A 24,153-nucleotide genomic window follows, 5' to 3' on the forward strand; every position below is an offset into this window, starting at 1 on the left:
GTTACTCTCGGCAAAGACTCAGTTGGTACAACAGTAAGTCTACTGTATCACTCAACGTATCTTGTACTTTGACATAAGTAAAACCAAGTTTAGATAGTAGGGCTCGACTTCCCTGATTATCAGAAGTAGTAATCGCGACCAAATCTTCAATTTTATTGGTTTCACACGCGTAGTTGATGACCGCTTTTCCTGCTTCATACCCATAGCCTTTGCCGTAAGAGCTTGGCATAAATCCATAACCGATGTCGTAAGCTTCAAGTTCTGGTCTTTTGATTAAGCCGCATACGCCGATCTTTTCACCACTCTCTGTGACTTCCACCAGCAATAGACAAACGCCAAACTCTCTATACATGCCCAGTATCTTTTCTTCAATGTACGCTCTGGCGTCACTTTCACTGCGGATGTTCTTATCACCAACAAACTGCAAGAAGTCTTCGCTGTTGTAGAGTTCATGAATGAATGGAGCATCTTTAAGCTCAACCATTCTCAGCGTCAAGCGCTCAGATTGCAGTGTTCGCATGGCAAAATTTCCGTCTATTTTTGTCCGAGGTTTGAGCTTACCACCTACAATTAACGTAGAACATGTGTAACAAACACATTTTTATAGGCCATCATCGGAGGAATGTCGTTATGCGTGCTGCACTGCTATTCACCATTGCGCTACTCAACTCAACCATGAGCTGGGCCTACCCTTCTTATTCCGCTGAATGGTCACATCGCAGCGTGATTTACTTTGCCCCTACCAATGACGAGCACGTCAAACAGTTTCTGTTGGAAACACTGATTAATGAATGTGAGCTTCAAGACAGAGACCTTATCACTCTAGTGGTCACTGAAGACGGCTTTAGTATGCCTAAATGGGTTAAGCATGAGTTTAACCTCAAAGCGCTGTTTAATATGTATGATGTTGAGCCTGGCTCTCACACTGCTGTATTAATTGGTAAAGATGGCGGAGAAAAGCTTCGTTGGGGGAAACATACTGACTGGGAGCACGTGAAACAAACCATAGACGTAATGCCGATGCGACGCTATGAAAAGGCGAAAAAAGTTAGCCCTTGCTCTGCGTAAAAAGCGAACATCCCCAAAGTCTCCCACGCAAACTCTAAGTGTTCTAACTTTCTATTTATGAAAGTTAATTAACAGAATATAAAATTTGACATAATTTGTTACACCACATAAGATTCACGCCCTCAATAGGTGCCTATATAAAATTACAACCGCACCGATCACATAATCATAACTAAGATGTAAATAATGAATTTTAAACTATCTATTGCTGCTCTCGCACTTCTAAGCGGCTCTTTCGCCGTGTCTGCACAAAACAACTGGTATGTTGGTCTTGATGTTCATTCAAGTAAACTAGACCTAGACTCTGAAGTTTCATCATTCCCGACAATTAGCTCGGGTGCGAAGAATGCTGATGATAGCGGTGCGGGTCTTTCAATCATGCTTGGACGCAAGGTGAACGAATGGCTAGCCATCGAAGCAAACTTAAGCCACGATTACATTGACCTTCTAGACTATTCAAATTATTACGATATTGGGTTGGGTGCTCAAGGTTATGAATACCAGCTCCATGACGCTAGAATCTATTCGTTCGATCTTGGAGCTAAGATGAGCTACGCCACAGGCTTCGATCTAAACCTATACGCTAAACCAGGAATTGGGTACACGCGCACAGAATTGGAACTCAATGGTGGCTCATCACATCCAGACATCAAAGTCGACAAAGACGTGACCAACAATAAAGTTCATTTCAACCTAGAGCTTGGTGCTGAATACTTTTTCACAGACTCTTTTTCAGCCAACCTTGCATACGAGCGTAAGTTCAATGCCGTCGATTTTTCAATCGAGGGATACAAGTTTGGAGATATGGACCAAGACCGTATCAAAGGTGGCGTTCGCTACTACTTCTAACGCTTAAAGTTGCTGATTGCACGGATAGACCTCTAAAGTATTGAGGTCTATCTAGACGAGCTCAAATTTCAGATACAAAAAAACCAGCCTAAGCTGGTTACTTTCTCATAAGAGAATGGAGGCGCGTCCCGGAGTCGAACCGAGGTCCACGGATTTGCAATCCGCTGCATAGCCACTCTGCCAACGCGCCTCAAATTATGCTTTTTACCTAACCAGCTTTAGCCAGAAAAGTAGATGGTGCCCCGGGCCGGACTTGAACCGGCACAGCGCGAACGCCGAGGGATTTTAAATCCCTTGTGTCTACCAATTCCACCACCAGGGCAACGCTAAAAGCGATGGTACACCACCATTCCCACAAGCAATGTCGTGAGAACGAGGTGTACTTTAACGGAATAAATTTTCCGGTCAATCAATTAATTTCTATTTTTGTTCAAATGGTTAAAAAGAACACCGCATCGACCAACATACCGTCAATGCGGTGGTTTTATCAGCGCGATGGTTTTATTAAAGTGATAATGTTACAACGCCCTGCTCTACAGCTACCGGGTAAACCATTAACTTTATTGTCGGCTCTTCCACACACACGCCACTAATGAGATTGAAGTGCTGCTTGTAGAGTGGAGAAGCAACACATAACTCGCCATTAATATCCCCGACTATCCCTCGACAAAGCACATAGGCCTTGCCAATCGGGTCCCAATTCTGGATAGCGAAAACACCTTGGTTCGGAATATAGAACAGTGCGACCTGCTCACCGTCTATCAGAGCGCCTCTACCTTGGTAGGGTGAAAGATCCGATAGTCTGCATATTTTTAGTTTCTCAGCGACTTCCATTACACTTCCTCCTTCACTGGAATGCGTTGCCCGCGTACTCTTTGATATGGAAGTACTTGGCTGGCTTCTTCAGCATTAATAAACGGTTTGAACTTAACCAGTTTGTCACTGTTTTCGAGCGTACTCTTCCATTCACATTGATAGGTATCAACGACATGTTGCATCTGAGCTTCAAGCGAATCAGCAATACTCAATGAGTCTTCAATCACCACTTGTTTTAGGTAGTCTAAACCACCTTCTAGATTTTCCATCCATACCGAGGTTCTTTGTAAACGATCCGCCGTTCGAACGTAGAACATCAAGACACGGTCGATTAACGCGACCAATTCTGCTTTAGAAAGGTCAGAGGCAATTAAGTCAGCATGTCTTGGCCTCATCCCTCCGTTACCACACACATACAGATTCCAGCCGTTCTCAGTAGCGATGACGCCAATATCTTTACTTTGGGCTTCAGCACATTCACGGGTACACCCAGATACTGCGAACTTGATTTTGTGCGGTGCGCGCAGCCCTTTGTAACGATTTTCCAATTCGATTGCTAAGCCAACCGAGTCATCGACGCCATAGCGACACCAAGTCGAACCAACGCAGGATTTAACCGTTCTGAGAGACTTACCATACGCGTGGCCGGTTTCAAATCCCGCATCAATTAGCGCTTGCCAGATATCCGGTAGCTGTTCGACTTGCGCACCAAACAAATCAACACGCTGACCACCCGTTATCTTGGTGTATAGGTCATACTTCTTCGCCACTTCACCTAATGCGATCAACTTGTCGGGCGTAATTTCTCCCCCTGCTACTCTAGGGACAACCGAGTAAGATCCATCTTTTTGCAGGTTTGCCATAAAGGCATCGTTAGAGTCTTGCAGCGAGCTGTGCTGGGGCTCCATGATGTGCTCATTCCATAACGAAGCAAACACTGATGCAGCGGTGGGTTTACAAAGATCGCAGCCGTGACCTTTACCGTGCTTCTCTATCAATGTATCAAAGTCTTTAATCTCTTCGACTTGGCAAATATGGAATAGCTCTTGGCGCGACAACTCAAAATGCTCACAGATATGATTGTTCACTTCGACACCCATCGCAGTCAGCTGAGTATCTAAGACACTTTTCACCATGTTGCTACAACCGCCACAACCTGTGCCTGCCTTGGTTTCGGCCTTGAGGGTGTCAAGATCATGAGCGCCAGCTTGTATTGCATTAACTAGATCACCTTTACTCACGTTGTGACACGAACAAATAATAGCGGTATCTGCCATTTCGCCATTAAGCATTCCCGTATCAAAAAGTAGGTTTGCCGCATGGTCAGGAAGGGTCGTTTCATTTAAATAGCATTGCAGTAAAGCATCATAGTCTGAGTTATCCCCCACAAGAATGGCGCCTAGCAGCTTGGTTCCGCTCTGATCAACGACGAGTTTTTTATAGACGCCAGCAACCGCATCTTGCAGTACCATCTCCTGCGCGCCATCCGTCGCTTTATGCGCATCACCAATCGAAGCAACATCGACACCGAGTAGCTTCAACTTGGTGCTCATATCTGCACCGGTAAAGCCTGCGTTTTCACGACCAACGAGCTTATCTGCAATAACACGAGCCATGGTATAACCGGGGGCCACCAAGCCAAATATTTTCTCTTGCCAAAGCGCACATTCTCCAATAGCAAAAATGCTCTCATCACTGGTTCGGCATTGATCATCAATGACAATGCCGCCGCGCTCACCAATATTGATACCCGCCTGCCTAGCCAGTGCGTCTTGCGGTCGAATACCAGCGGAGAAAACAATGACGTCTACTTCAAGAGGATCAGCATCTTTAAACACCATCCGATGTGTTGCGCCTTCACCATCACAGATTTTTTCGGTTGCCGTTGAGGTATGAACCGTTAGACCTAGCTCTTCTATCTTCTCTTTCAGAACTAAGCCCGCACCATCATTAAGTTGAACAGGCATCAAACGCGGCGCGAATTCCACGACGTGGGTTTCCACCCCCAGCAGTTTCAAGGCGTTTGCAGCTTCTAAGCCGAGTAATCCACCACCAATGACAGCACCAGTCTTCGCGCCCTGACACGCTGTTTTTATTTCAGAAAGATCATCTAACGTTCGATAAACAAAGATATTGTCTCTATCGTGACCTTCAATAGGCGGTACGAATGGATAAGAACCTGTTGCGAGCACGAGCTGATCGTACCCTATGACACTGTCCTCATCTAAAACCAAGCGTTTGTTGTCCCGTTCGATTTTGGTTACTTGGCTGCCTAGCATCAACTCTATGCCATGTTTGCTGTACCACTCTTCACTGCTCAACATCAGATCCTGATGGCTGTTGCCAGAAAATAGCGATGAGAGTTGAACTCGGTCATAGGCGATGAAACGCTCTTCACCAATCACCGTAATGCGCTTTTCAAGGTGAGCACCTCGTTCAACAAGCTGAGCAACAAGGTGATGCCCAACCATACCGTTACCGACGATTACTACATGTTCCATTGTCTGACTCCTTTATGCCGTCTTAGCGGGTACTTCGAGCTCTTTCTGCTCGGTACTTTTAGGTTGAGTACTTGGTTTAGACTGCTTTTCATACAAGAAACGCAGCACTGACTGACGGTATTTCTGATACTGCGGGTCATCGGCTAGCGCAACACGGTTACGTGGGCGGGGCAATTCAATCTCCAACACCTCACCAATGGTTGCCGCTGGGCCATTAGTCATCATCACGATCTTGTCTGAAAGCAGTACCGCTTCATCCACATCATGGGTAATCATAATCACGGTATTGTTCAGCTCGGCTTGGATTTTCATCAGTGAGTCTTGCAGATGAGCACGAGTCAGTGCATCAAGCGCGCCAAAGGGTTCATCCATCAAAAGGACTTTTGGCTGAAGGGCAAGCGCGCGGGCAATGCCGACTCGCTGCTTCATACCGCCAGAGATTTCATCAGGCTTTTTATCCGCAGCGTGAGACATTTGAATCAAGTCAAGATAGTGTTCGACCTGCTCTTTGATCCACTGTTTAGAGCTTTGTTCAGAAGTGGTGGTTTGAGAAAGCTGGCTTTGTGCAATCTGTTTAACTGCCAACTCTACATTTTGAAAAACCGTTAACCAAGGCAACAACGAATGATTTTGAAACACGACAGCGCGCTCTGGTCCTGGCCCACTTACCTCACGACCATCAACAATCACTCCGCCATCCGTAGGCAGGTGAAGACCCGCCACTAGATTAAGTACTGTCGATTTACCGCAGCCTGAGTGTCCAATCAGCGAAATAAATTCGCCTTTATTAATCTGAAGATTGACGTTTTTTAGGGCGATAAATTCGCCATTCGGGGTTGGGAATCTCATCCCCAACTGAGTTAAATCGAGTAGTGCTTTAGACATAGGAAACTCCTTTTATCGCAATGCCTGTTGCTTATTCCAAGACAACCATTTCTGTAGTTGCAACATGCCTCGGTCTAGCAGTAAACCAATGAAACCAATCGTGATGACAGCGACCATAATGCGCCCCAGTGAAGCCGAACTGCCATTCTGGAATTCGTCCCAAACAAACTTTCCTAATCCCGGGTTTTGCGCCAGCATCTCTGCGGCAATGAGTACCATCCATGCGATACCGAGCGATAAACGCAATCCGGTAAAGATCATCGGAATTGCAGACGGAAGCACGATGACTCTGATATGTTGCCACCAAGATAACTGCAGCACTTTGCTGACATTGATAAGATCTTTGTCCACGCTAGTGACGCCAACGGCCGTATTAATCAGCGTTGGCCACAAACTACACAGCGCAACCGTCAGCAAAGAGTTAACAAAAGATTTAGCGAATATAGGATCGTCACTAACGTATGTTGCACTCACCACCATGGTGACTATCGGCAGCCACGCCAGTGGAGAGACAGGTTTAAGCAATTGAATAATGGGGTTAAATGCCTGATAAGCACCTTGGTTTAAGCCAAGGACAATACCTAGCGGTATAGCAATCAAAGTGGCCAATAAAAATCCACTGGCGACCGTTATTAGGCTAGTCACGATTTGATCAAAGAATGTGGGCTTCCCCGTGTAAGGTCTAATCTTGACCTTAGCATCAGGATTTTTTGCTAGCTTTGCAGCATTACGTTTTTCTTGTCGCTCGATAAAGGCGACTTCTTTTTTTCTTTCATCCCAGTGCTCTACTACTAAATTACTGAATTGCTGGTAGGTTTGAGCCGGACCAGGAAGTGTTCCTAGTGAAGTTTCTACCTGACGTGCACTGAAATGCCACATCATCAAGAACATCAAGATTCCAATCACAGGTAACAAAAAAGCTTTGCTCTTGTTCGCCACCAACTGCTTACTCGGAATAAGTGAGATTACATTGCTCGACATAACAACTCCTATACATCCTTGTTATTGTTTTGTTGGAGGGGACTCGCCCCTCCTCAATTTGTTTTAAACTTTGTCTTTGCCTTTCAGGCCGATTGAGAACTTCTCTAGATACGCGTTAGGCGAACGGCCGTCGTAGACGATGTTGTCGATAAAATGTGTTTGTGGAGCGCGGAAACCATCTTCAGTGGCAAAATCTGGGAAGTCTTTGCTGTTGAGCACCCCATCTTCAATTAGCGCTTGTGCGGCTTGTTGGTAGATATCTGGGCGATAAACCTCTTTCGCGACATCCATATACCAATCATCAGATTTCTCTTCAGGAATTTGTCCCCAGCGGCGCATTTGGGTCAGATACCAAATCGCATCGCTGTAATAAGGGTAAGTGGCGTTGTGACGGAAGAATACGTTGAAGTCTGGCACCTCTCGGACATTGCCTTTTTCGTACTCAAAAGTACCTGTCATTGAGTTCGCTATCACTTCGAAGTCTGCACCAACATATTCGCTTTTTGCTAACAGTTTGACCGCTTCAACTCGGTTGGCGTTGTTGTTTTCATCCAACCAATGAGCCGCTCGGATAAGAGCCTTCACGACACGAATGTGCGTGTTGGGGTATTTTTCGGCCCACGATTTGGAGACACCAAATACTTTTTCAGGGTTGTTTTTCCAGATCTCATAATCGGTGACAACTGGCGCGCCAATACCTTTAAACACTGCCTGCTGATTCCAAGGTTCACCAACGCAGTAACCTTCTATCGTTCCCGCTTCCATCGTCGCAGGCATTTGTGGTGGTGGAGTTACACTAAGCAAGACGTCTGCGTTGAGCTGCCCACTGTTATCACCTGACTTGGGCGCATAGTAACCTGGGTGTATACCACCCGCAGCAAGCCAATAACGCAGTTCATAGTTGTGAGTAGAGACAGGAAACACCATTCCCATGTTGAACGGCTTACCTTCATCAAGATAACTCTCGACAACAGGTTTAAGTGCGTCGGCCTTAATTGGGTGAACTAACTTTCCATCTGCCTCGGTCGGAATATTGGGTTTCATCTGCTGCCATGTTTTGTTTGAAACCGTAATCGCATTACCGTTGAGGTCCATACTGAATGCGGTAATCACTTCCGCTTGGGTACCAATGCCAATTGTTGCGCCTAACGGTTGCCCTGACAGCATGTGTGCTCCATCAAGCTCACCATCAATCACTCTATCGAGTAACACTTTCCAGTTCGCTTGCGCTTCTAACGTGACGTACAAGCCTTCGTCTTCAAAATAACCTTTCTCATAGGCAACAGCGAGTGGCGCCATATCGGTAAGTTTGATAAAGCCAAATTTAAGGTCTTCGAGTTCCGGCTCACCCAGCTCGGCTAAGGTGCTAGGTACATAAAAGGTGGTGGTTAGCGCTGCACCCACCAGAGTACGCTTGATTGCTGACTTCCATTTCATAACTTTTCTCCAATAAAAAAGGCGCTACGCCTCCGAAGAGTCGTAGCGCCATTGCATCCTTGTCGATTACCGCCGTTGATAATGTAAGGTTACGATTGAACAGATTGTTTCTAACCTAAGTGTTCCAAGTTGCGTGCCAACTTATTTAACACCTTATTTTCAATGACTTACCCTTTCCCACTTTCAATATCACCTTAACCTTGCTTAGTAATAGTGCACTTCGCACCAATGCGGAATTTTTCTTATAACCCCAAAGTGGTAGTTAGACTATTTCAGCACCTCTAAAGTTTGCAGTAGATTTTTCGCTACTTGCGCCAACGTTTGACTCGATTGCATCGCTGATTTTCTCATCGCTTTGTAAGCCGCATCTTCATCGACTTGGTGCATTTTCATCAGTAGCCCTTTTGCTCGCTCGATGATCTTTCTTTCTTCTAATCGCAGCTCAAGCTGTTCGATTTCATCTTCAAGAGCAACCACTGAACGGCGAATCTGGCACGCATTGGCTATCCACGGAGTCAAACAAAATTCGGTATCTGCCGGAACGAGGACATAATCCATTCTTTCCGGTAAACGACTGATATCATTAGAATCGAGTTGCTTCAATACCACCAAGAGTGGATGCTTTCTAACGTGGCATTCTTCAATAACCACGCGCAGTTCAGCACTCGGTTGCAACCAGCCCACTACGACATAAGCGTTGGGTTCACGGTCCAACATTTGTTCAAACTGATTAAGTTGGCAACTAATGATATTGTCAAATTCTTGAGCGAGCAGCGTCGATAATCGTGCCAATTCTTCAACACGATCACTGCAAATGATGAGCGGATTTTTGGAGAGATTTTTGTGCATGGACATTCCTTGTTTTGCTCTCTATCTAAAACAGACATAACAAGGAATGTGCCAATTGTTCTATTTATACCAATCGGGATGAATAGATGGTCAGATAATTGCGCTGGAAAAATCGCTTAGAGCAAGGCATAGATTGCAGCTAGCTAGTTGACCTACCTACAAAATCTATAACGATGCTATCAGCGATTTTAACTAGCAAGAATGAACAGATATTTATTCTGGTTGGTATTACTAATTACCGCAGTAATCAGACCAGAGTAGATATGCCTTTTCAAACGACTTTTCTAGATCGTTTGACTCAGCAAACAGTGTCGCTGCCATTGTCGAAACCACTGTATTAGCCATCATATTAAGGTCATTTTCTGTCGTACCAAACAGGCACTTTTTAGGCAAAGGAATATCAGTCAGCATGCGTTCAGTCCAATAATGCGATTCAACGCCTGTTGGTGTGCTCACCCAAACGGTTTGGCTGACTTTAGGGTTATATTCAGATTCGCCAGATTGTCCTTTAAAAGAGACGACGGCGTGTCGGGTTAATCCTATCTCGCTTTCGACTTCAGCATGCAGCTGTTGGAAGCCTGGATGGAAGCTACCGCGTAACCCCAGTTTTGCGCCTCCCGGGTTTAAAGCTCTGACGACCGTGTTGATCGGTGTACGCAATCCATAGCGATTCTTCCAGCCAATCATGGTTTCAGCTTGTGGAGCAAAATGCTTAAGAGGTAGATAAGCGATACGCTTAGTCTCTAGTAGTTGTTTCGCCTCTTGCGGTGAGTGGGCAACCTCAATACCAAAGGCTTCAAGGTAATCTTCAGCATGTAATCGTCCAGCGGGCCTATCATGATAACCATGTAACAGCACTTTGTAGCCACTGTCTGCAAGTATCTTAGCTGCTAACAGGTGCCAAGGTTGCCCTGCACTTTTGCGTTTACCCGCATAACACGGCCAGTCAATATCAGCGCCCAAGCTAGGGACACGAGACTGAAACGCTTTTACGAAACCTGCAATTTCCTGTTTGGTTTCATTTTGTACTCGAATCAACATCAGTAGCATCGCCATCTGGTCGTCACCGCATTGACCATCAAGATACTCGTCCATGATTTGGTATGCTTGATCAAAGGTAAGCGGCTTGCGTCCTCGCTCTCCTCGTCCAACCGTTCGGATACATTCTAAAATTGAGCTCATACTTCCTCTTGTGAGATCACTGACTCTATGGTCATGTTTAGTTCTTCTCGCAGTTTGACGACTTCGCCTAAGATAATCAATGCTGGGCTGACCCCTTTTAACTCTTTCGCTTTAGCAGTTAACGAGTCTAGAGACGACACATGTACCTTTTGCTGACGGCTACAGCCGTGAGTAATGATGGCAAGCGGAAAGTCTGCATTGAGACCTTGCGCGATCAGTCCTTGCTGAATCTCTTGCGCTTTCTCCAGCCCCATATAAAAAACCAGAGTCTGTCCTGCCCTAACAAGCTCAGACCAAGCAGGTAACGCTCCTGTCACCACCTGCCCTGTCACAAAGGTAACACTTCTAGCGATTTCTCTATGAGTTAAAGGGATATAAGACGACGCCGCGCAACCTATCGCGGCTGTGATACCTGGAATTACCTCAAACTCAATTTTGTGCTTTGCGAGTAGCAATCCTTCTTCACCACCGCGACCAAATATGAAGGGGTCACCGCCCTTTAGCCTAACGACACGTTTACCTAATTTCGCCAGTTCGACTAGAATTTGGCTGATTTCTTCTTGCTTTAAGCTCGGTTGACCGCAGCGCTTACCCACGTAAATTTGTTGGCATTTAGCCGCAGCAAAATCCAAAATTTCCCTATTCACCAGACGATCAAATACAATCACATCTGCCTGTTGAATCGCTTTCAGCGCTTTTACTGTCAACAGCTCTGGGTCATTGGGTCCTGCACCAACCAGTTGCACCTGTCCGCGTTTGACACCTTCTGAATCACAGCCACTACCAGTGAGATTGGGCTGTTTTACATATTGATGAGCAATGAAACCTGCACCGCGTAGCCCTAATTGCGAACCCTCTTTGACTCTCTTGTCTAATTTCATAGCACGCTCCTATTTCGCAATCAGTATTGTTTGTTCGTGGCTTGCGACAAGACGCTCAACTTGAGGTAAGCATGAGCCGCAGTTTGTTCCACACTTGAGTTTAGTTTTCAGTTGATTAACGCTTGTGCAATCTCCACTCTCCAACTCGCGGAGAATCTGCTTATCGCTCACTCTAAAACAACTACAGATCAGCTCACTGGCTTCTTGCTGGCTAGAGACAGACAGCAATGCTGAAAAAGTTAGAGGTTTACCGATTAAACCTGCAAGATTTGGCACATCGACCTCAATCGGGAGCTGAGAGAGCATGAGTAGAGAACGAATGATTTTGTCTTCTCCCACTTCGTCATAACAAACTGTTAGCCACCCACTAGCAAGCTCTAGAACGACTTTGCGTTTGTGCGGAGTTTCACCAAGCTCTGTCGCAAATGACTTGTCATAAGGTTTACTATCTGCAAAACGCCAAACGCCGACTCGCTCTTCAGTTTGAAATGATTGGTAAATGAAATCGTACTCAACAAATCGCTCACCAAGGTAAAGGCCATAAGTTTGTGCTTTTACCGGGAACAACTCCACAGGTTGGGATTTAAATGCTGGTTGTCCAGAAGAAGGATCAGCAATGCGGCTTACCACAGCATTAACCTGACTTTCGCCTCCATACTCTCCTGCCCAGTGCATCGACATAAACAGTTGTCTTTTGCCTAACCCATCATCAATTGCTACTCTCGCAATAATCTTTCTCTCTGTCTCTGAGCTAGCTAAGGCGACCAACTGGCCTGACTTAACGTCCATATAAGCTGCAGAACGACTGCTCATATACACCGTTGGTTCAGGTTCAGTCGCCGCAAGATGGGAAATATAGCCAGTACGAGTCATGGTATGCCACTGATCTCTTTGTCTCCCTGTATTTAACCACCATGATTGGCCCTGCTGTTTTGATGGCAGTGTAGGGAGAACGAACCTCGCTTTACGATCGGCAAAGCTAAATTGGCCGTTGTGCAAAGGTCTTTCTCCTCCCCACTGAGTAGGTTGCCAGTTTAGGTACTCTTCATCGGTCATATTTGCGAACTCGGACAGATCAAGTAACAATGAGCTCTGCGTATTCAATCCAGTCATAGCCGCATATTCTCTAAACACGTCGGCCTCACACGCAAAATCGAAGGCATTTTTTCGGCCTTGTAATTCACACAACCTTGCGCCCACATCACTGATCGCTTGCCAATCTGGCTTAGCTGCACCTTTCGCGAGCATAAACTGCCTTTGGCGAGTGAGCATACGCTCGGAGTTGGTCACCATCCCTTGCTTCTCCCCCCAACCTGAGGCAGGGAGCAACAAATCGGCATACTTGGCTACATCAGAATCAGCGGTTACATCCGATACGATAACGAGCGGGCATTTTTCGAGTGCACGTTTTACAAACGCGTTGTCAGGCATTGAAACTACAGGGTTGGTCGCCATGATCCAAATCACCTGAATATCGCCACGGTCAACGGCTTCAAACATCTCAATCGCTTTTAGACCCGGTTGCTGAGCAAGGGTATCTGTGTTCCAAAACTCACTGACAAGCTTTATCGATTCAGGGTCAAACCCTCTATGAATTGCTAACTGATTCGCTAGCCCACCGACTTCTCTCCCTCCCATGGCGTTCGGCTGACCAGTAATAGAAAACGGCCCCGCGCCCTGAATACCAATCTTACCCGTCGCAAGGTGAGCATTAATAATGGTGTTGGCCTTGTCCGCGCCGTATTGGGATTGATTTACCCCTTGGCAAAAAAGAGTGATGGTTTTTCTGGTCGTAGCAAACCAGCGATAAAAGGTTTTAAGTTGCTCTTGGCTCAGCTCTAGTTGCTCACACAGCGCTTCTATGCCGAACTCTTTGCTCATGACAAGATCAACTAAAGCGCCGAATCCAGAAGTATGAGACTCAATATAGGACTCGTCTAGAGAACCACTTTCAACACAGTAACTCAGCAGTCCATTAAACAGCGCAATATCACCGTCATTAGGGATAGATAGATGTAAGTCGGATTGTTGGGCCGTCACTGTTTCGCGCGGATCAATCACCACTAGCCTCAATTCAGGGTTACGTTCTCGAGCCTGCTGAATCCGCCTGAACAAAACGGGGTGCGTCCATGCGGTATTCGCCCCACATATCACGATTAGCTCCGCATCATCTATGTCGTCATAGTTAACAGGGACGACATCTTCTCCAAACGCACGGTTGTGAGCCACAACGGCAGAAGACATGCATAGCCGTGAATTGGTGTCGATGTTCGCACTGCCTACCACGCCCTTCATAAACTTGTTGGCTACGTAATAGTCTTCAGTAAGTAGCTGACCTGAAACATACATTGCAGTGGAATCTGCGCCATGGTTTTGAATCGCTTCACTATAGGCAGTCGCGATCAACTCCGTTGCTCGCTCCCAGCTTATCTCTTTGCCATCCAGCTTTGGATACAGCAATCGTGAAGGCATGTCTAAGCTCTGAGCTAATGCGGAACCTTTAACACACAAAGCCCCTTGATTTGCAGGATGCGCCTTATCCCCTTCTATTCCCAACTGATTCACTTCCACACCGCATCCCACTCCACAATATGGGCAGGCCGTTTTTGTACATTCCCTTGTCATCACTTACTCCTTGAAATAAAAAACCTCCTCCACCATAAAAGTGGAGGAGGCTTCATCGCCTGTGACGTTGTTATATGTATTTGTTGCCTAATTAAGCTAGGCTTATTGACAACAGCAAGTAGGGTGCCAGATAGATAATCCAATACAATCAATAGGTTACATTCAACCCAGTGCTTTCAGTGCACCATCTATGTGCAAGAAAAGGCCAATATGGTTCGACATGCCATTCGCGAGTCGTTTTATTCTTCAGGGCCTCGAAGCTAAGCCAATCCGTAACTTATATTTATATATATTATATTGATCACTTTTGAGCCATTAATTCCATTAGTATAATTTTCAATATAAATTCACCTTACATATTTTGTGACTATACAGTTATTTAAAACAAGTGTTTATGTAAATAAAAAACCTCAAACCTTAAAATAATAGAACTATCAGTTTATTGAAATTTTAAATTCGAATTCCCTTCTAAAGCTTTTAATTACGTAGCCTACCATTTATTTAACACTTACTAATTTAAATATTACTAAATATCAATAGCTTAAACATTGATCGATAAATTGCCATTTATGTGAGCCATAACTCATTTAGTTCAATCCTATTGCTATAGATTCAACCAAAACATTGATCGGAGGAATTTATAAAACCTATTAAATACATAGACAAATTAAACCATACAGCTTGCTATAAATATAAATCTCACCATTACCATAAATATAATAACGGTAGGCGTGAGCACGCATAAATATAAGGTATTAGAATGAAAAACATAAAAAAGCCACTCCTTTTATCCACTATTTGTTTAGGCTTAATTAGTGCTGGAGTTCAGGCTTCAACGTCAAGTGAATTACTCGTCCCATCGTCAGCTGAACAGCAGATTGGGCAGATTAGCTATGAAACAATTATCGGTGAAAACGGTGCGTTCATTGACCTAGATACCGATGAATTCATCCTTAACCAGAAAGAGTGGTTTCAAATTCAAACCTACGTTGAAGGTGCGCTATCGTTACCTATTACTGAAGCGAGTATGAAGTCTGCTTTCAACATTGCTGATGACGTTCCGTTTTCAAACTTTAAAGCGCTGGTAGAACAATATGGGAAAGTACATTCCGAAGCGTTTTATTGGAAGAAAGATCTCTATCCAAGCATTGTGGGCTTAGCGCTGTCACTGTCCAACTACAATGACATTCAGAAATATATGGTCCAGCCGCTTAGTGATCAGTTAACGATCATTCTGTCTAAATCCTTTTCTCCACTACCCGCGGATGTTCAAGCGGTCGATCAAGCTCGTCAACTTGCCATTGCCTACCTTAGCGCTCTGAAAAACTTCTCGGTAGAAAATCACAAGAAAGTGGAAAAGGCCAGCGAAGACCTGCTCGCATTCTCAGCAAAGATGGAGGAACAAAAACTCCAACTTGATGTACTAAAAAGCACACACAGTGGATACCTAGATGATGATGGTAGTGAACTTCAACAGCGTGTGAATGACTTGAATAACCGCATTAATCAGCTAAACAAAGATTACAACCACTACGTTACTGTTGCTTCTACTGCTGTCACTTATGCTTGGTTCCCGTTGGTAGCAGTTCCTATTATGGGTGTTTATGGCGACAAAGCTGAAAAGGCCAGAAAGTTGCGCAATCAACTTCAGGATGAAGCAAAAGTACTTGAAGCTCAGCTTTCAACGACTCAGAAGGTATACAACTCCTACAAGCGTTCAACTGACAGTATCAATTACATCTCAAGTAAAATTGAAAACGCCATACCTTACGTCAATAAGCTGAAACTGCATTGGCAGAAAATGAATACGGATTTTGATTCTCTCATCGTTGCGCTCGAAGCAGCCGAATCCAGCACTGAAATATTACAATCTAATGCATTAAGAGCCGCCGCAGAAGCGATGGCGAATACCGCTGTTGCAGAGCAAAACTGGAGCAATATCAGTGATAAAGCGAAAACCTTTGCCAACAACGCATACATAGAAAAAGCCGAATAATCTCTTCCAACAACCAATAACCAATAACGGGATTTATCCCTCACTTCCCCACCCGCGCAGTTGCGTCGGGTGTGGGCAAGGCTACCTCAAATAAACCAAAGGTAGCGAAAAATAAGGAAATATAAATGAAGAAGATCCTTGTCCTTGCTGTTACGGCAGCGCTTTCAAATGGCGTCATTGCCTCTGATTGGCTTAATATCAACGACCTGCCTGCAAATACTGAATACCCAGAATGGCTAAACACACCATACGTACAAAATGATTCTGTAACACGTTCTACCTCTGACTTGTATGTAAACCTTAAAGAATGGATTAATCAGCAAAATTTATACAAAGTAAAACCTACCAAGATATATATTTTCGCGGACACTTTGGAAGTAGATGAAAACTTTAACTTGGTCATGAACAACCAAAATATCGTGATCTTTGCTCGCCGAGTGGTAGGCGCAGGCGTGCCAACATTTGTGCTCGGCCAACAAGGTGCTGCGGCTTCCGTCACCGTTATTGCCCAAGAAATGGAAACACCATTTAATGTGTTGGCTTTCACACCAGAGGGCACTGTTACCGCGGACACAATTGATACTATAGAGAGCCAAGGCACTTCGATTATTTTGTCGAAAGAACACTATGTTAAGCAACAACTTTCCAGTGAACTAGCTGCCAACATACAATTGGCGAAACAACAGTTCTCTGATATTGCTAACCGCTCTTTCGATATGGCTACAAGCTTATACGACACTCAACCAGCGACAAGTCTGGCAATACTCAATTGGCTCGAAGTGAGCATGAGAAACGCGGGTAAAACTGTTTCTGAGGATCCTTTGTTAACTGACCTTTATCTTCAGACCGTTGCTTTCAAACAGTTCACCGACTTAAGTAGCCGCTCGGACAACTTTGTCCCTTATCTCGACCGTTCACTGTATCAAGAGAAATACAAAGCCTACCTTCAGGCAATGATCGCTTTTGAGCAGAAACGTGAACTGGTCTCAGATAGAAATAGCCGCATCGAAGATAAAATTGAAAATACCCGCCTGGCTCTAGCGAACATCGATGATGTTCTAGAATCTCAGGACTCCATCGTAACACAGTCCGAACAAAACATCGCTAAACTGCTCGATAGTGTTACCGCTGTTGAAGCGCAATACAAAACTCAGGAGCTTACGGCGTTAAGCGCCCGCAGTGATTACCTGTATGGTGTCGAAGTCTGGAAGACTCAACAACAACTCAACGCAGCACTGGCGATTTTTAAAGCCATCGCAGAAATTGGAGGCGCGGTAAGTGGTGTATTCACAGGTAATTTGTCTGGCATTAATGACGTAACCGAGCAATTGGCGAAAACGCCAGAAGCGCTCGACAAAGCAAAGAACCTAGTAACAAACGTTAAGAATATTACTGGTATCATTGATAGCATCACCAAGACTGTTGCGGGGATTGCTTCTCTTACCAACGAAGTTAAGTCCACGATTAAGCAACAGCGAATTTCAGAGACTATGGACTCGTTTGATTTCGCGGTCCCCTCTTTAAATGAGAGTAATCTCGCATGGGATTTGATGCTAACTGAGGTAAGAAGCAACCTACGTTACGCTGACTCATTAGGTATTAAGGGCGCTCGTGTTTATCTTCTTGAAATGGAAAAACAAGTTCTGCTAGGCAAAGCCATTAATGCATCGCAGTTAAATCTTGTTCAGGAGCAAGCAAAACTGGTTGATTTACTCCTAACGCGTAAAGTCACCCTCAATCAAAAGGACCGCTTAACAAGTCTAATCGCGAGTGCCAGCGAAGATAGCGCTGTACAAAAACGTATTGAGCAAGAGCTATCACGAGTCTCATTGCACTTCAAACGTCCTATGTTCGTGGCCCTTTCAAACTATGTCGCCGCCTATGAGTATTGGGCACTTAAAGATAGTGATGTGAAACCGAGCTTAGGTAAATCCTACTTAGAATACCAATTTGATCTGGCTGCTATTGAGAATGAGTACGTCAACGCGCTCAATCGTTTTCAACCTGCGCCGCAAGATTTCAATATCGACAACTTCATCATTGACGATGCTAAACAAATTGAAGCCTTGTTCAAAACGGGTGAGTTCAACTTCAATGTCCCACTGGAGCAATCGCAATTCTGCGCCTTTGACCGCGTGAGATTAGACAAGATTCGCGTATTCATCGAAGGTGAAAATCTTCCCTACGGTAAACAATTCAATTTGAGTATTTCTAACGGCGGAAACTACTATGATCGCTTCAGACAAGAAGACTTTAAGTTTAGCGCTAACCCTATAACACGCGCCTTTTACTACCGACTCGATGATGCGGTTAACAACCAAGTAAGTATCATTACCGACGGATCACTTTCAGACAAGTTTGCTTATGCCTATTTTGAGCCGACTCCATTTACCAACTGGAATGTAACACTCAATAATTTTGATAGTACAGATACCAGCAATAATCAGTACTTGAACTCGGTTGAGCGATTGAGAGTCGAGTTCTCAGGCAACGGAATTCCAAATGGGAGGAGTTGTTCAAACTAAAAAAGCTGAGTCGGCAACACTGCACAATAATGCCGTACCTGTTTGATTCGACAAAGCAACACATACTTCACTACGCATCTTCTTAGTGTAAAACCCCCTTCATCAACTGGCGAAGGGGGTTCTTTTATGGTTAGAAATCCGACCACGAATCTCGTATAGTCACATTCACCTGATAGATATCAGCAAGGCAGATGATATTCATGGAAGAATACCAAAAGCAGATCGAAGATTTGAAAGCGCAAGTTGAGTCACTGCAACAGGCGAATGAACGATTGCAAGAAAAACTCAACTTGGCACTAGATGGCACTGGTCTTTGTTTATGGGAACAGCATGTGCCTTCGGGAACCCTGACAATATTTAATATGGAATGGGGGAAAATGCTCGGCTTTCAATCAAACGAGCTGACAGCAACCGTCGATACTTGGAAAAGCAAACTTCACCCTGAAGATTACGATTTGGCTGTGGGCGCATTTGAGGATCATTTGGCAGGCAAAACCGAGCTCTATGAAGTCGTTCATAGAATGATTCACAAGGATGGTAGTGACAGTTGGGTCTCTGACAGAGGTAGAATTGTCGAGTATGACTCGAATGGCAAACCGCTGCGAATGATGGGGACTCATGTCGATATCACCCAAGAGAAGCGTTATGAACAACAGCTCGCTAAGCTCGCTAATAGTGACCCCCTGACCGGTCTGCTGAATAGAAGCGCCTTTGAACAATCCTACTTAACTCACTCTTTGCCCAGTAATTCTAAATGCTCTGCGCTTGTCTTTATTGATATCGACAACTTTAAATCCGTCAATGATCAACTTGGTCACCAAGCCGGTGATAAGTTGCTAATTCAAATCGCAGGGAACTTAGAACGTAACGCTATTCCGGGTTCAATCGTAGCAAGGCTGGGTGGAGACGAGTTTGTTATGCTAAGTCACATCCACAATCAAACTCAGATTCAGGAGTTTTGCGATACCTTGCTTGCTCACGTCACACCAGAAATTCAGCCGGACTCCCCATACGCCAAAATCGGCTTTAGTATTGGTGTCTGTCTGTTTTCGGGAACTCAATATCGTTTTGATGAGATTTATGAGAAAGCGGACTCTGCGATGTATAAAGTCAAGAAAGGCGGAAAAAATGGCGTCGCGTATGTAGATTTGTGCGAGAGCTAAGTAACAGGCATAAAAAACCAGCCTAAGCTGGTTGCTTTCTCATAAGAGAATGGAGGCGCGTCCCGGAGTCGAACCGAGGTCCACGGATTTGCAATCCGCTGCATAGCCACTCTGCCAACGCGCCTCAAATTTTGCTTTTTTACCTAACCGGCTTCAGCCAGAAAAGTAGATGGTGCCCCGGGCCGGACTTGAACCGGCACAGCGCGAACGCCGAGGGATTTTAAATCCCTTGTGTCTACCAATTCCACCACCAGGGCAACGCAATCATGCGATGGTAACACCACCTGTTCTAACGACCTATGCCGTGAGAACGAGGTGTACTTTAACGGATTGAGATTCAAGGTCAACAAGAAATTTATTCATTTTGATTCAACTGGTTAAAAAGGCAACTTAACGTATGCCAGTTAAGCAATTCGATCAAAACTTCAACGCCACTTCAAATAGAAAGAGCCACTTAAAATGTGGCTCTTAGGGTATTCATCGCTTAAGCACAGCAATTACAATTCCGTTTATAACGGTCCATTTTACCGATACCTGGGTTAAAGGTATTGGTAGGGTCTAATTGATGGTAGAACTTTTGCAACGAATTTTCTGCCTCATACAAGTGCCCAACGTTATGCTCTGCCGGGTATTTTGCCCCTCGGCTGTTTAGATGCTCCAACATCAGCTTTTTCATTCGCTTGGTGTCAGTGCCTTTCTTGAAAATATAGTCTTGGTGGAATACGTAACACATAAAGTGTCCATAATAGAGCGACTTAACCAAGTTTTGGCTCACTTCCTCCGGCAAGGTTTCTAACCACTCTTCGTCATTTCGTCTCAATGCAATATCGAGCGCAACGATATCTTCAACCTCGTTGCGGTGGATCGTTTCATAACGAATGGCGGCCCCTGCTGCTGCAAAGCGGTGCAAATAGGCTTTCTTCCCTTCATCCGGAGTACATTCAAAGAAGTCACTGTCAGGCTCTATCGCCCACACTTCTTGCAGATACTTTTGCGCTTCTGCAATACCACCATCACTCATTTTAAGCACAAGGTGATGCTCATACTTGTCACGGTATTCCAACATACGCTGCGGTAAGTGCTGAGGGAACAACTTGCTCGCGTAATACAAAATCGTATCTGGAAGATATTTACTGACTAAAGGAACACGCTCTAGAAAGTTTTCCACTTTCGCTTTTAATGAAAACATCTTAGGTAAATTATCAGTACCCAACTTATCAATCGATAAGAACACATCTTTACCGTACTTCTCTGCCATGTTGAAGATATCGCGGTGGAGATACTCTCCCATTTCTGGCAGGTTTTCGAACTGAGTTAGAAAGTCTTTTCTTAGTTTGGTCAGTTTATTCGGATCATTGGTACCCAAATAGAAGATCTGTTCTTTTTGCGGGATTGGGTAGCTGTCTACTCGCACTGCAAATACACCTAATTTGCCTGCGCAGCCACTTGCCTCAAACAAACGACGCTCATCTGCATTGAAACGCGATGGAATATCAGAAGTCACATCACGAACACGCTCGTCATATTCTTTGTCTGATGCCATACGCTCGTCATGAATGACATCGGCAGGGTCAAAGTTTCCATCTTGGAGGTTTTGCAAAATCTCTTCTGGTGTCGACCCAAGGCCATCGATCCCGAGGTGATTGACAAGGTGAAGTCGCCCCTTTTTATCGACCTGAGCAAAAATGGCTAGCTCAGTGTAAGCAGGGCCGCGTTTTACTAATGCGCCACCAGAGTTGTTTGCAATGCCGCCAACGACTGTCGCACCCAGAGAAGAAGAACCAATCACTGAATGTGGTGCTCGATTGACTGCTCTTAACTCTTTCTCTAGAGAATGAAGACTAGCACCTGGAAGACAGATTGCTTGTTTGCCACCGTCAACGAGGTAGATTTGCTTCATTTTGGTAATGTTGATGACGACGACATCACGATCATAATCATTTCCGCTTGGTGCAGAACCTTCGGTCAGTCCCGTTTTCGCAGCCTGCATAATGATAATGCAATTGTTCTCAACGCATTGCTGAATGACTTTCCATTGTTCAACAAGTGTATTGGGGAAAACCACGGCTAGAGCAGTACCGCTTCCGGAGCGAAAACCGCTGCGGTAATACTTGTTTTTAACTTGATCGGTCAGGACGTTCTCTTCCCCTACGATCGCGGTAAATGCGTCAATCAGCTGCTTCTGTTTCATATCCGTATCTCTAATTATTGTGCCCGACCAATATAAGCAGTCCAATTCTTTACGTCCATGACCGTAAATGAACCCTGTGACAGCCACAATCACTCTAATGTTTATTTCTTTTATACTTTCAGATAGTTAACATTTTCAAAAGCCAAATATCAACAAAGAAACATATCGTTTCCATAAAGAAACAATACGAGATTCAAATGTTAACAAATGGATTCAAATAGAAATCGAGCACATGAGACTTTGGGGACAAACACTCTTATTTTAAAGGAGTTATGTACAAACAATGCCTACAAGACCTAAACACAACTAGCAACAAATCGAACTAAAAACATCACAAGAGTGTTGGATTATTGTGACAAGCTAAGACTCTCAACAAAGAAGCAGCTAATCGAAACTCAAGTCGTAAGTTTGAAAAAGTGTTCTAGGCTAGATTTCGTTAAGCAAAAGGGCGCTTTCGACTAAAATTGATAGCTGCGCTCTTGAAAGCACTGATACAAATGCTCAATGAAAAGCTTAATTTTTTCAGGCTGTTGGCGAGTATATGGGTAGACCGCATAGATACCGAGGCACTTTGCCGTTTCCTCTTTGAACAGTTGAATCAGCCGACCTTGCTGTAAATCTTCATAAACCAACACACGAGGCACGTAAATGATCCCCTGCCCTAACAAAGCAACGTTACGTAGGGCTGAAGAGTTATTAGTACACAGATTGCCATCTACTTTGACTTGATACACATCGTCACCATTTTTAAACGCCCACTCTCTCGCTCCGGTTTCCTGATAGGCATAGGCTAAACAATTGTGTTTGGTGAGTTCTTTTGGCGTTTTAGGCTTACCATTTTTCGCTATGTACTTGGGTGAGGCGCAAACAATCCAATTGGCATCGACTAACTTGCGCGCAATGAGGCTTGAATCAGGAAGAACCCCTGTGCGAATGGCTAAATCAAAACGCTCATTGACGATATCCACAAAACGATTATCCAGCTCCATATCAATGTTGATATCGGGATACTCTTGGTTAAATTCAGCAATAACAGTTGGTAAGATCAACTCACCGGATATGATAGGAACGGTAATCTTAATGTTGCCGGATAAGCTCTTACCTAAGCCAACAATCGATTCCTCAGCCATTGCTACAGCTTGATAAACACTTCTCGCATGTTCAAAAAAGGCTTGCCCAGACTCTGTCAGTTTGAGGGTTCGAGTAGTTCGGTAAAGGAGTTGAACGCCGATATCTTGCTCAAGTTTAGCGATGCGCTTACTGACAACCGATTTCGTCAATTCCATGTGCCTCGCAGCAGCACTAAATGATCCCTGCTCAACCAAATGGTAGAAAATAATATAGTCGTCGGTATTTCTCATGCGTCTTCACTACTAACCTGGAGAACAAGTATTGTATGGAGATTAGAGAATAAATGCTGATCCTAGAGTCACACTTGTGCGCTGTGTCAGGCGCAACTAGATCGCTTTATCTTACTTCAGATACAAAAAAACCAGCTTTCGCTGGTCTAGTATTGATGCTTTCACATCTGCGCTTTCATATTCGGATATTGCTGTTGCCGCACCCGAGAAAAGAATGGAGGCGCGTCCCGGAGTCGAACCGAGGTCCACGGATTTGCAATCCGCTGCATAGCCACTCTGCCAACGCGCCTTTCTTTCCAACGCCTTAGTTACCCACCGCTGCGTTCGATGCATACTCTACGGATTGAAGTTATAGAGTCAAACAAAAATCGAATTTTTTCGTTTGTTTGCTGAGTTTTAAAGCAACATGATGCGAGTTCGAGCAACCAAGACGAATTTTCCTGCACACTTCCACTAGCGATCCATTAACTAATGCCTAACTCGACTCTATCGGCCTTTGAAAGCTTCTTCGCCACCAGTTCATATGAGCGCTCGCAAAGATCTTGTACAAGCCCATCTTCAACATCACCAGGATAGTAAACCGTCACCCAATGTCTTTTGTTGGTGTGATAACCGGGAGTAATATCGTTAAACTGAGAGGTGAGAACTTCTCCATCTTCAGGAACAACTTTCACCGTCACGTACTCGCGCCCTTCGCGCTCGGCAAGTATCGCGAACATCTTGCCTTTTACTTTATATACTAAGGCATCAGGGCCAAACGGATAACCGGACTCTGCACATTTAAAACTGTCTAAATACTTAGCCAAATCTGAGTTGTTCATATCAAAGGCTCCAACTAAAAAG

The 24,153-nt window shown here is 44.7% G+C and carries 18 protein-coding genes and 5 tRNA genes; 5 read left to right on the plus strand and 18 right to left on the minus strand.

From position 1 onward, the window contains the following. Position 1: 1 nt before the first annotated feature. Positions 2–520 carry a GNAT family N-acetyltransferase gene (locus tag AC6R00_RS09565; RefSeq protein WP_500640230.1) on the minus strand — a complete coding sequence of 173 codons (519 nt, stop codon included), beginning with the start codon at positions 518–520 and terminating at the stop codon, positions 2–4. A 110-nt stretch (positions 521–630) separates the two neighbouring features. Between AC6R00_RS09565 and AC6R00_RS09570 the strand changes: the two genes are divergently transcribed. After that, positions 631–1,068 carry a DUF4174 domain-containing protein gene (locus AC6R00_RS09570; RefSeq protein ID WP_500640231.1) on the plus strand — a complete coding sequence of 146 codons (438 nt, stop codon included), beginning with the start codon at positions 631–633 and terminating at the stop codon, positions 1,066–1,068. Positions 1,069–1,254: 186 nt separating this feature from the next. Beyond that, positions 1,255–1,917, plus strand: a complete 663-nt coding sequence (locus AC6R00_RS09575; protein ID WP_500640232.1) for an outer membrane beta-barrel protein — start codon at positions 1,255–1,257, stop codon at positions 1,915–1,917. A 116-nt stretch (positions 1,918–2,033) separates the two neighbouring features. On the opposite strand, the gene AC6R00_RS09580 is transcribed toward AC6R00_RS09575, so the two are convergent. The 11 genes from AC6R00_RS09580 to AC6R00_RS09630 form a co-directional block, all read right to left on the minus strand. Then, a tRNA-Cys gene (locus AC6R00_RS09580) sits at positions 2,034–2,107 on the minus strand. 45 nt (positions 2,108–2,152) lie between these two features. After that, positions 2,153–2,239 (minus strand) — tRNA-Leu (locus AC6R00_RS09585). Between the two features lie 182 nt (positions 2,240–2,421). After that, positions 2,422–2,751 (minus strand): nitrite reductase small subunit NirD, encoded by a 330-nt coding sequence (nirD, locus tag AC6R00_RS09590; protein WP_500640233.1) that lies wholly within the window; start codon positions 2,749–2,751, stop codon positions 2,422–2,424. Beyond that, positions 2,751–5,234 (minus strand): nitrite reductase large subunit NirB, encoded by a 2,484-nt coding sequence (gene nirB, locus AC6R00_RS09595; protein WP_500640234.1) that lies wholly within the window; start codon positions 5,232–5,234, stop codon positions 2,751–2,753. The genes nirD and nirB overlap by 1 nt, the downstream gene beginning before the upstream one ends. Before the next feature lie 12 nt (positions 5,235–5,246). Next, on the minus strand, positions 5,247–6,119 hold the full coding sequence (locus AC6R00_RS09600; RefSeq protein ID WP_500640235.1) for an ABC transporter ATP-binding protein: 873 nt from the start codon (positions 6,117–6,119) through the stop codon (positions 5,247–5,249). 12 nt (positions 6,120–6,131) lie between these two features. Continuing rightward, positions 6,132–7,100 (minus strand): ABC transporter permease, encoded by a 969-nt coding sequence (locus AC6R00_RS09605; protein ID WP_500640236.1) that lies wholly within the window; start codon positions 7,098–7,100, stop codon positions 6,132–6,134. Positions 7,101–7,163: 63 nt separating this feature from the next. Next, positions 7,164–8,537 (minus strand): CmpA/NrtA family ABC transporter substrate-binding protein, encoded by a 1,374-nt coding sequence (locus tag AC6R00_RS09610; RefSeq protein ID WP_500640237.1) that lies wholly within the window; start codon positions 8,535–8,537, stop codon positions 7,164–7,166. Positions 8,538–8,804: 267 nt separating this feature from the next. Then, positions 8,805–9,386: an ANTAR domain-containing response regulator gene (locus tag AC6R00_RS09615; RefSeq protein WP_500640238.1), complete on the minus strand. Its 582-nt coding sequence runs from the start codon at positions 9,384–9,386 to the stop codon at positions 8,805–8,807. Positions 9,387–9,617: 231 nt separating this feature from the next. Then, positions 9,618–10,568, minus strand: coding sequence for a glycosyl transferase family protein (locus AC6R00_RS09620; protein ID WP_500640239.1), 951 nt, complete (start codon positions 10,566–10,568; stop codon positions 9,618–9,620). Then, a complete protein-coding gene (cobA, locus tag AC6R00_RS09625; protein WP_272787331.1) occupies positions 10,565–11,449 on the minus strand; it encodes a uroporphyrinogen-III C-methyltransferase in 885 nt (294 codons plus the stop codon). The genes AC6R00_RS09620 and cobA overlap by 4 nt, the downstream gene beginning before the upstream one ends. Positions 11,450–11,458: 9 nt before the next feature. After that, a complete protein-coding gene (locus tag AC6R00_RS09630) occupies positions 11,459–14,074 on the minus strand; it encodes a nitrate reductase (RefSeq protein ID WP_500640240.1) in 2,616 nt (871 codons plus the stop codon). A 760-nt stretch (positions 14,075–14,834) separates the two neighbouring features. On the opposite strand from AC6R00_RS09630, the gene AC6R00_RS09635 reads away from it, so the two are divergent. From AC6R00_RS09635 to AC6R00_RS09645, 3 genes are all read left to right on the plus strand, one after another. Then, a complete protein-coding gene (locus AC6R00_RS09635) occupies positions 14,835–16,070 on the plus strand; it encodes an alpha-xenorhabdolysin family binary toxin subunit A (protein ID WP_494504490.1) in 1,236 nt (411 codons plus the stop codon). A 125-nt stretch (positions 16,071–16,195) separates the two neighbouring features. Further along, on the plus strand, positions 16,196–18,595 hold the full coding sequence (locus AC6R00_RS09640; RefSeq protein ID WP_500640241.1) for a hypothetical protein: 2,400 nt from the start codon (positions 16,196–16,198) through the stop codon (positions 18,593–18,595). Between the two features lie 200 nt (positions 18,596–18,795). Continuing rightward, positions 18,796–19,758: a diguanylate cyclase domain-containing protein gene (locus tag AC6R00_RS09645; RefSeq protein ID WP_500640242.1), complete on the plus strand. Its 963-nt coding sequence runs from the start codon at positions 18,796–18,798 to the stop codon at positions 19,756–19,758. Between the two features lie 50 nt (positions 19,759–19,808). On the opposite strand, the gene AC6R00_RS09650 is transcribed toward AC6R00_RS09645, so the two are convergent. The 6 genes from AC6R00_RS09650 to AC6R00_RS09675 form a co-directional block, all read right to left on the minus strand. Further along, positions 19,809–19,882, minus strand: a tRNA-Cys gene (locus AC6R00_RS09650). A 46-nt stretch (positions 19,883–19,928) separates the two neighbouring features. Then, positions 19,929–20,015: transfer RNA gene (locus AC6R00_RS09655), tRNA-Leu, on the minus strand. Positions 20,016–20,242: 227 nt separating this feature from the next. Next, a complete protein-coding gene (gene dld, locus AC6R00_RS09660; RefSeq protein ID WP_500640243.1) occupies positions 20,243–21,949 on the minus strand; it encodes a D-lactate dehydrogenase in 1,707 nt (568 codons plus the stop codon). A 458-nt stretch (positions 21,950–22,407) separates the two neighbouring features. After that, positions 22,408–23,310, minus strand: coding sequence for a LysR family transcriptional regulator (locus AC6R00_RS09665; RefSeq protein WP_171319683.1), 903 nt, complete (start codon positions 23,308–23,310; stop codon positions 22,408–22,410). A 215-nt stretch (positions 23,311–23,525) separates the two neighbouring features. Next, a tRNA-Cys gene (locus tag AC6R00_RS09670) sits at positions 23,526–23,599 on the minus strand. Positions 23,600–23,774: 175 nt separating this feature from the next. Then, a complete protein-coding gene (locus tag AC6R00_RS09675) occupies positions 23,775–24,131 on the minus strand; it encodes an MmcQ/YjbR family DNA-binding protein (protein WP_494504485.1) in 357 nt (118 codons plus the stop codon). Between the last annotated feature and the right edge of the window lie 22 nt (positions 24,132–24,153).

This window comes from Vibrio sp. R10-SF1-ISO8 (assembly GCF_059833805.1).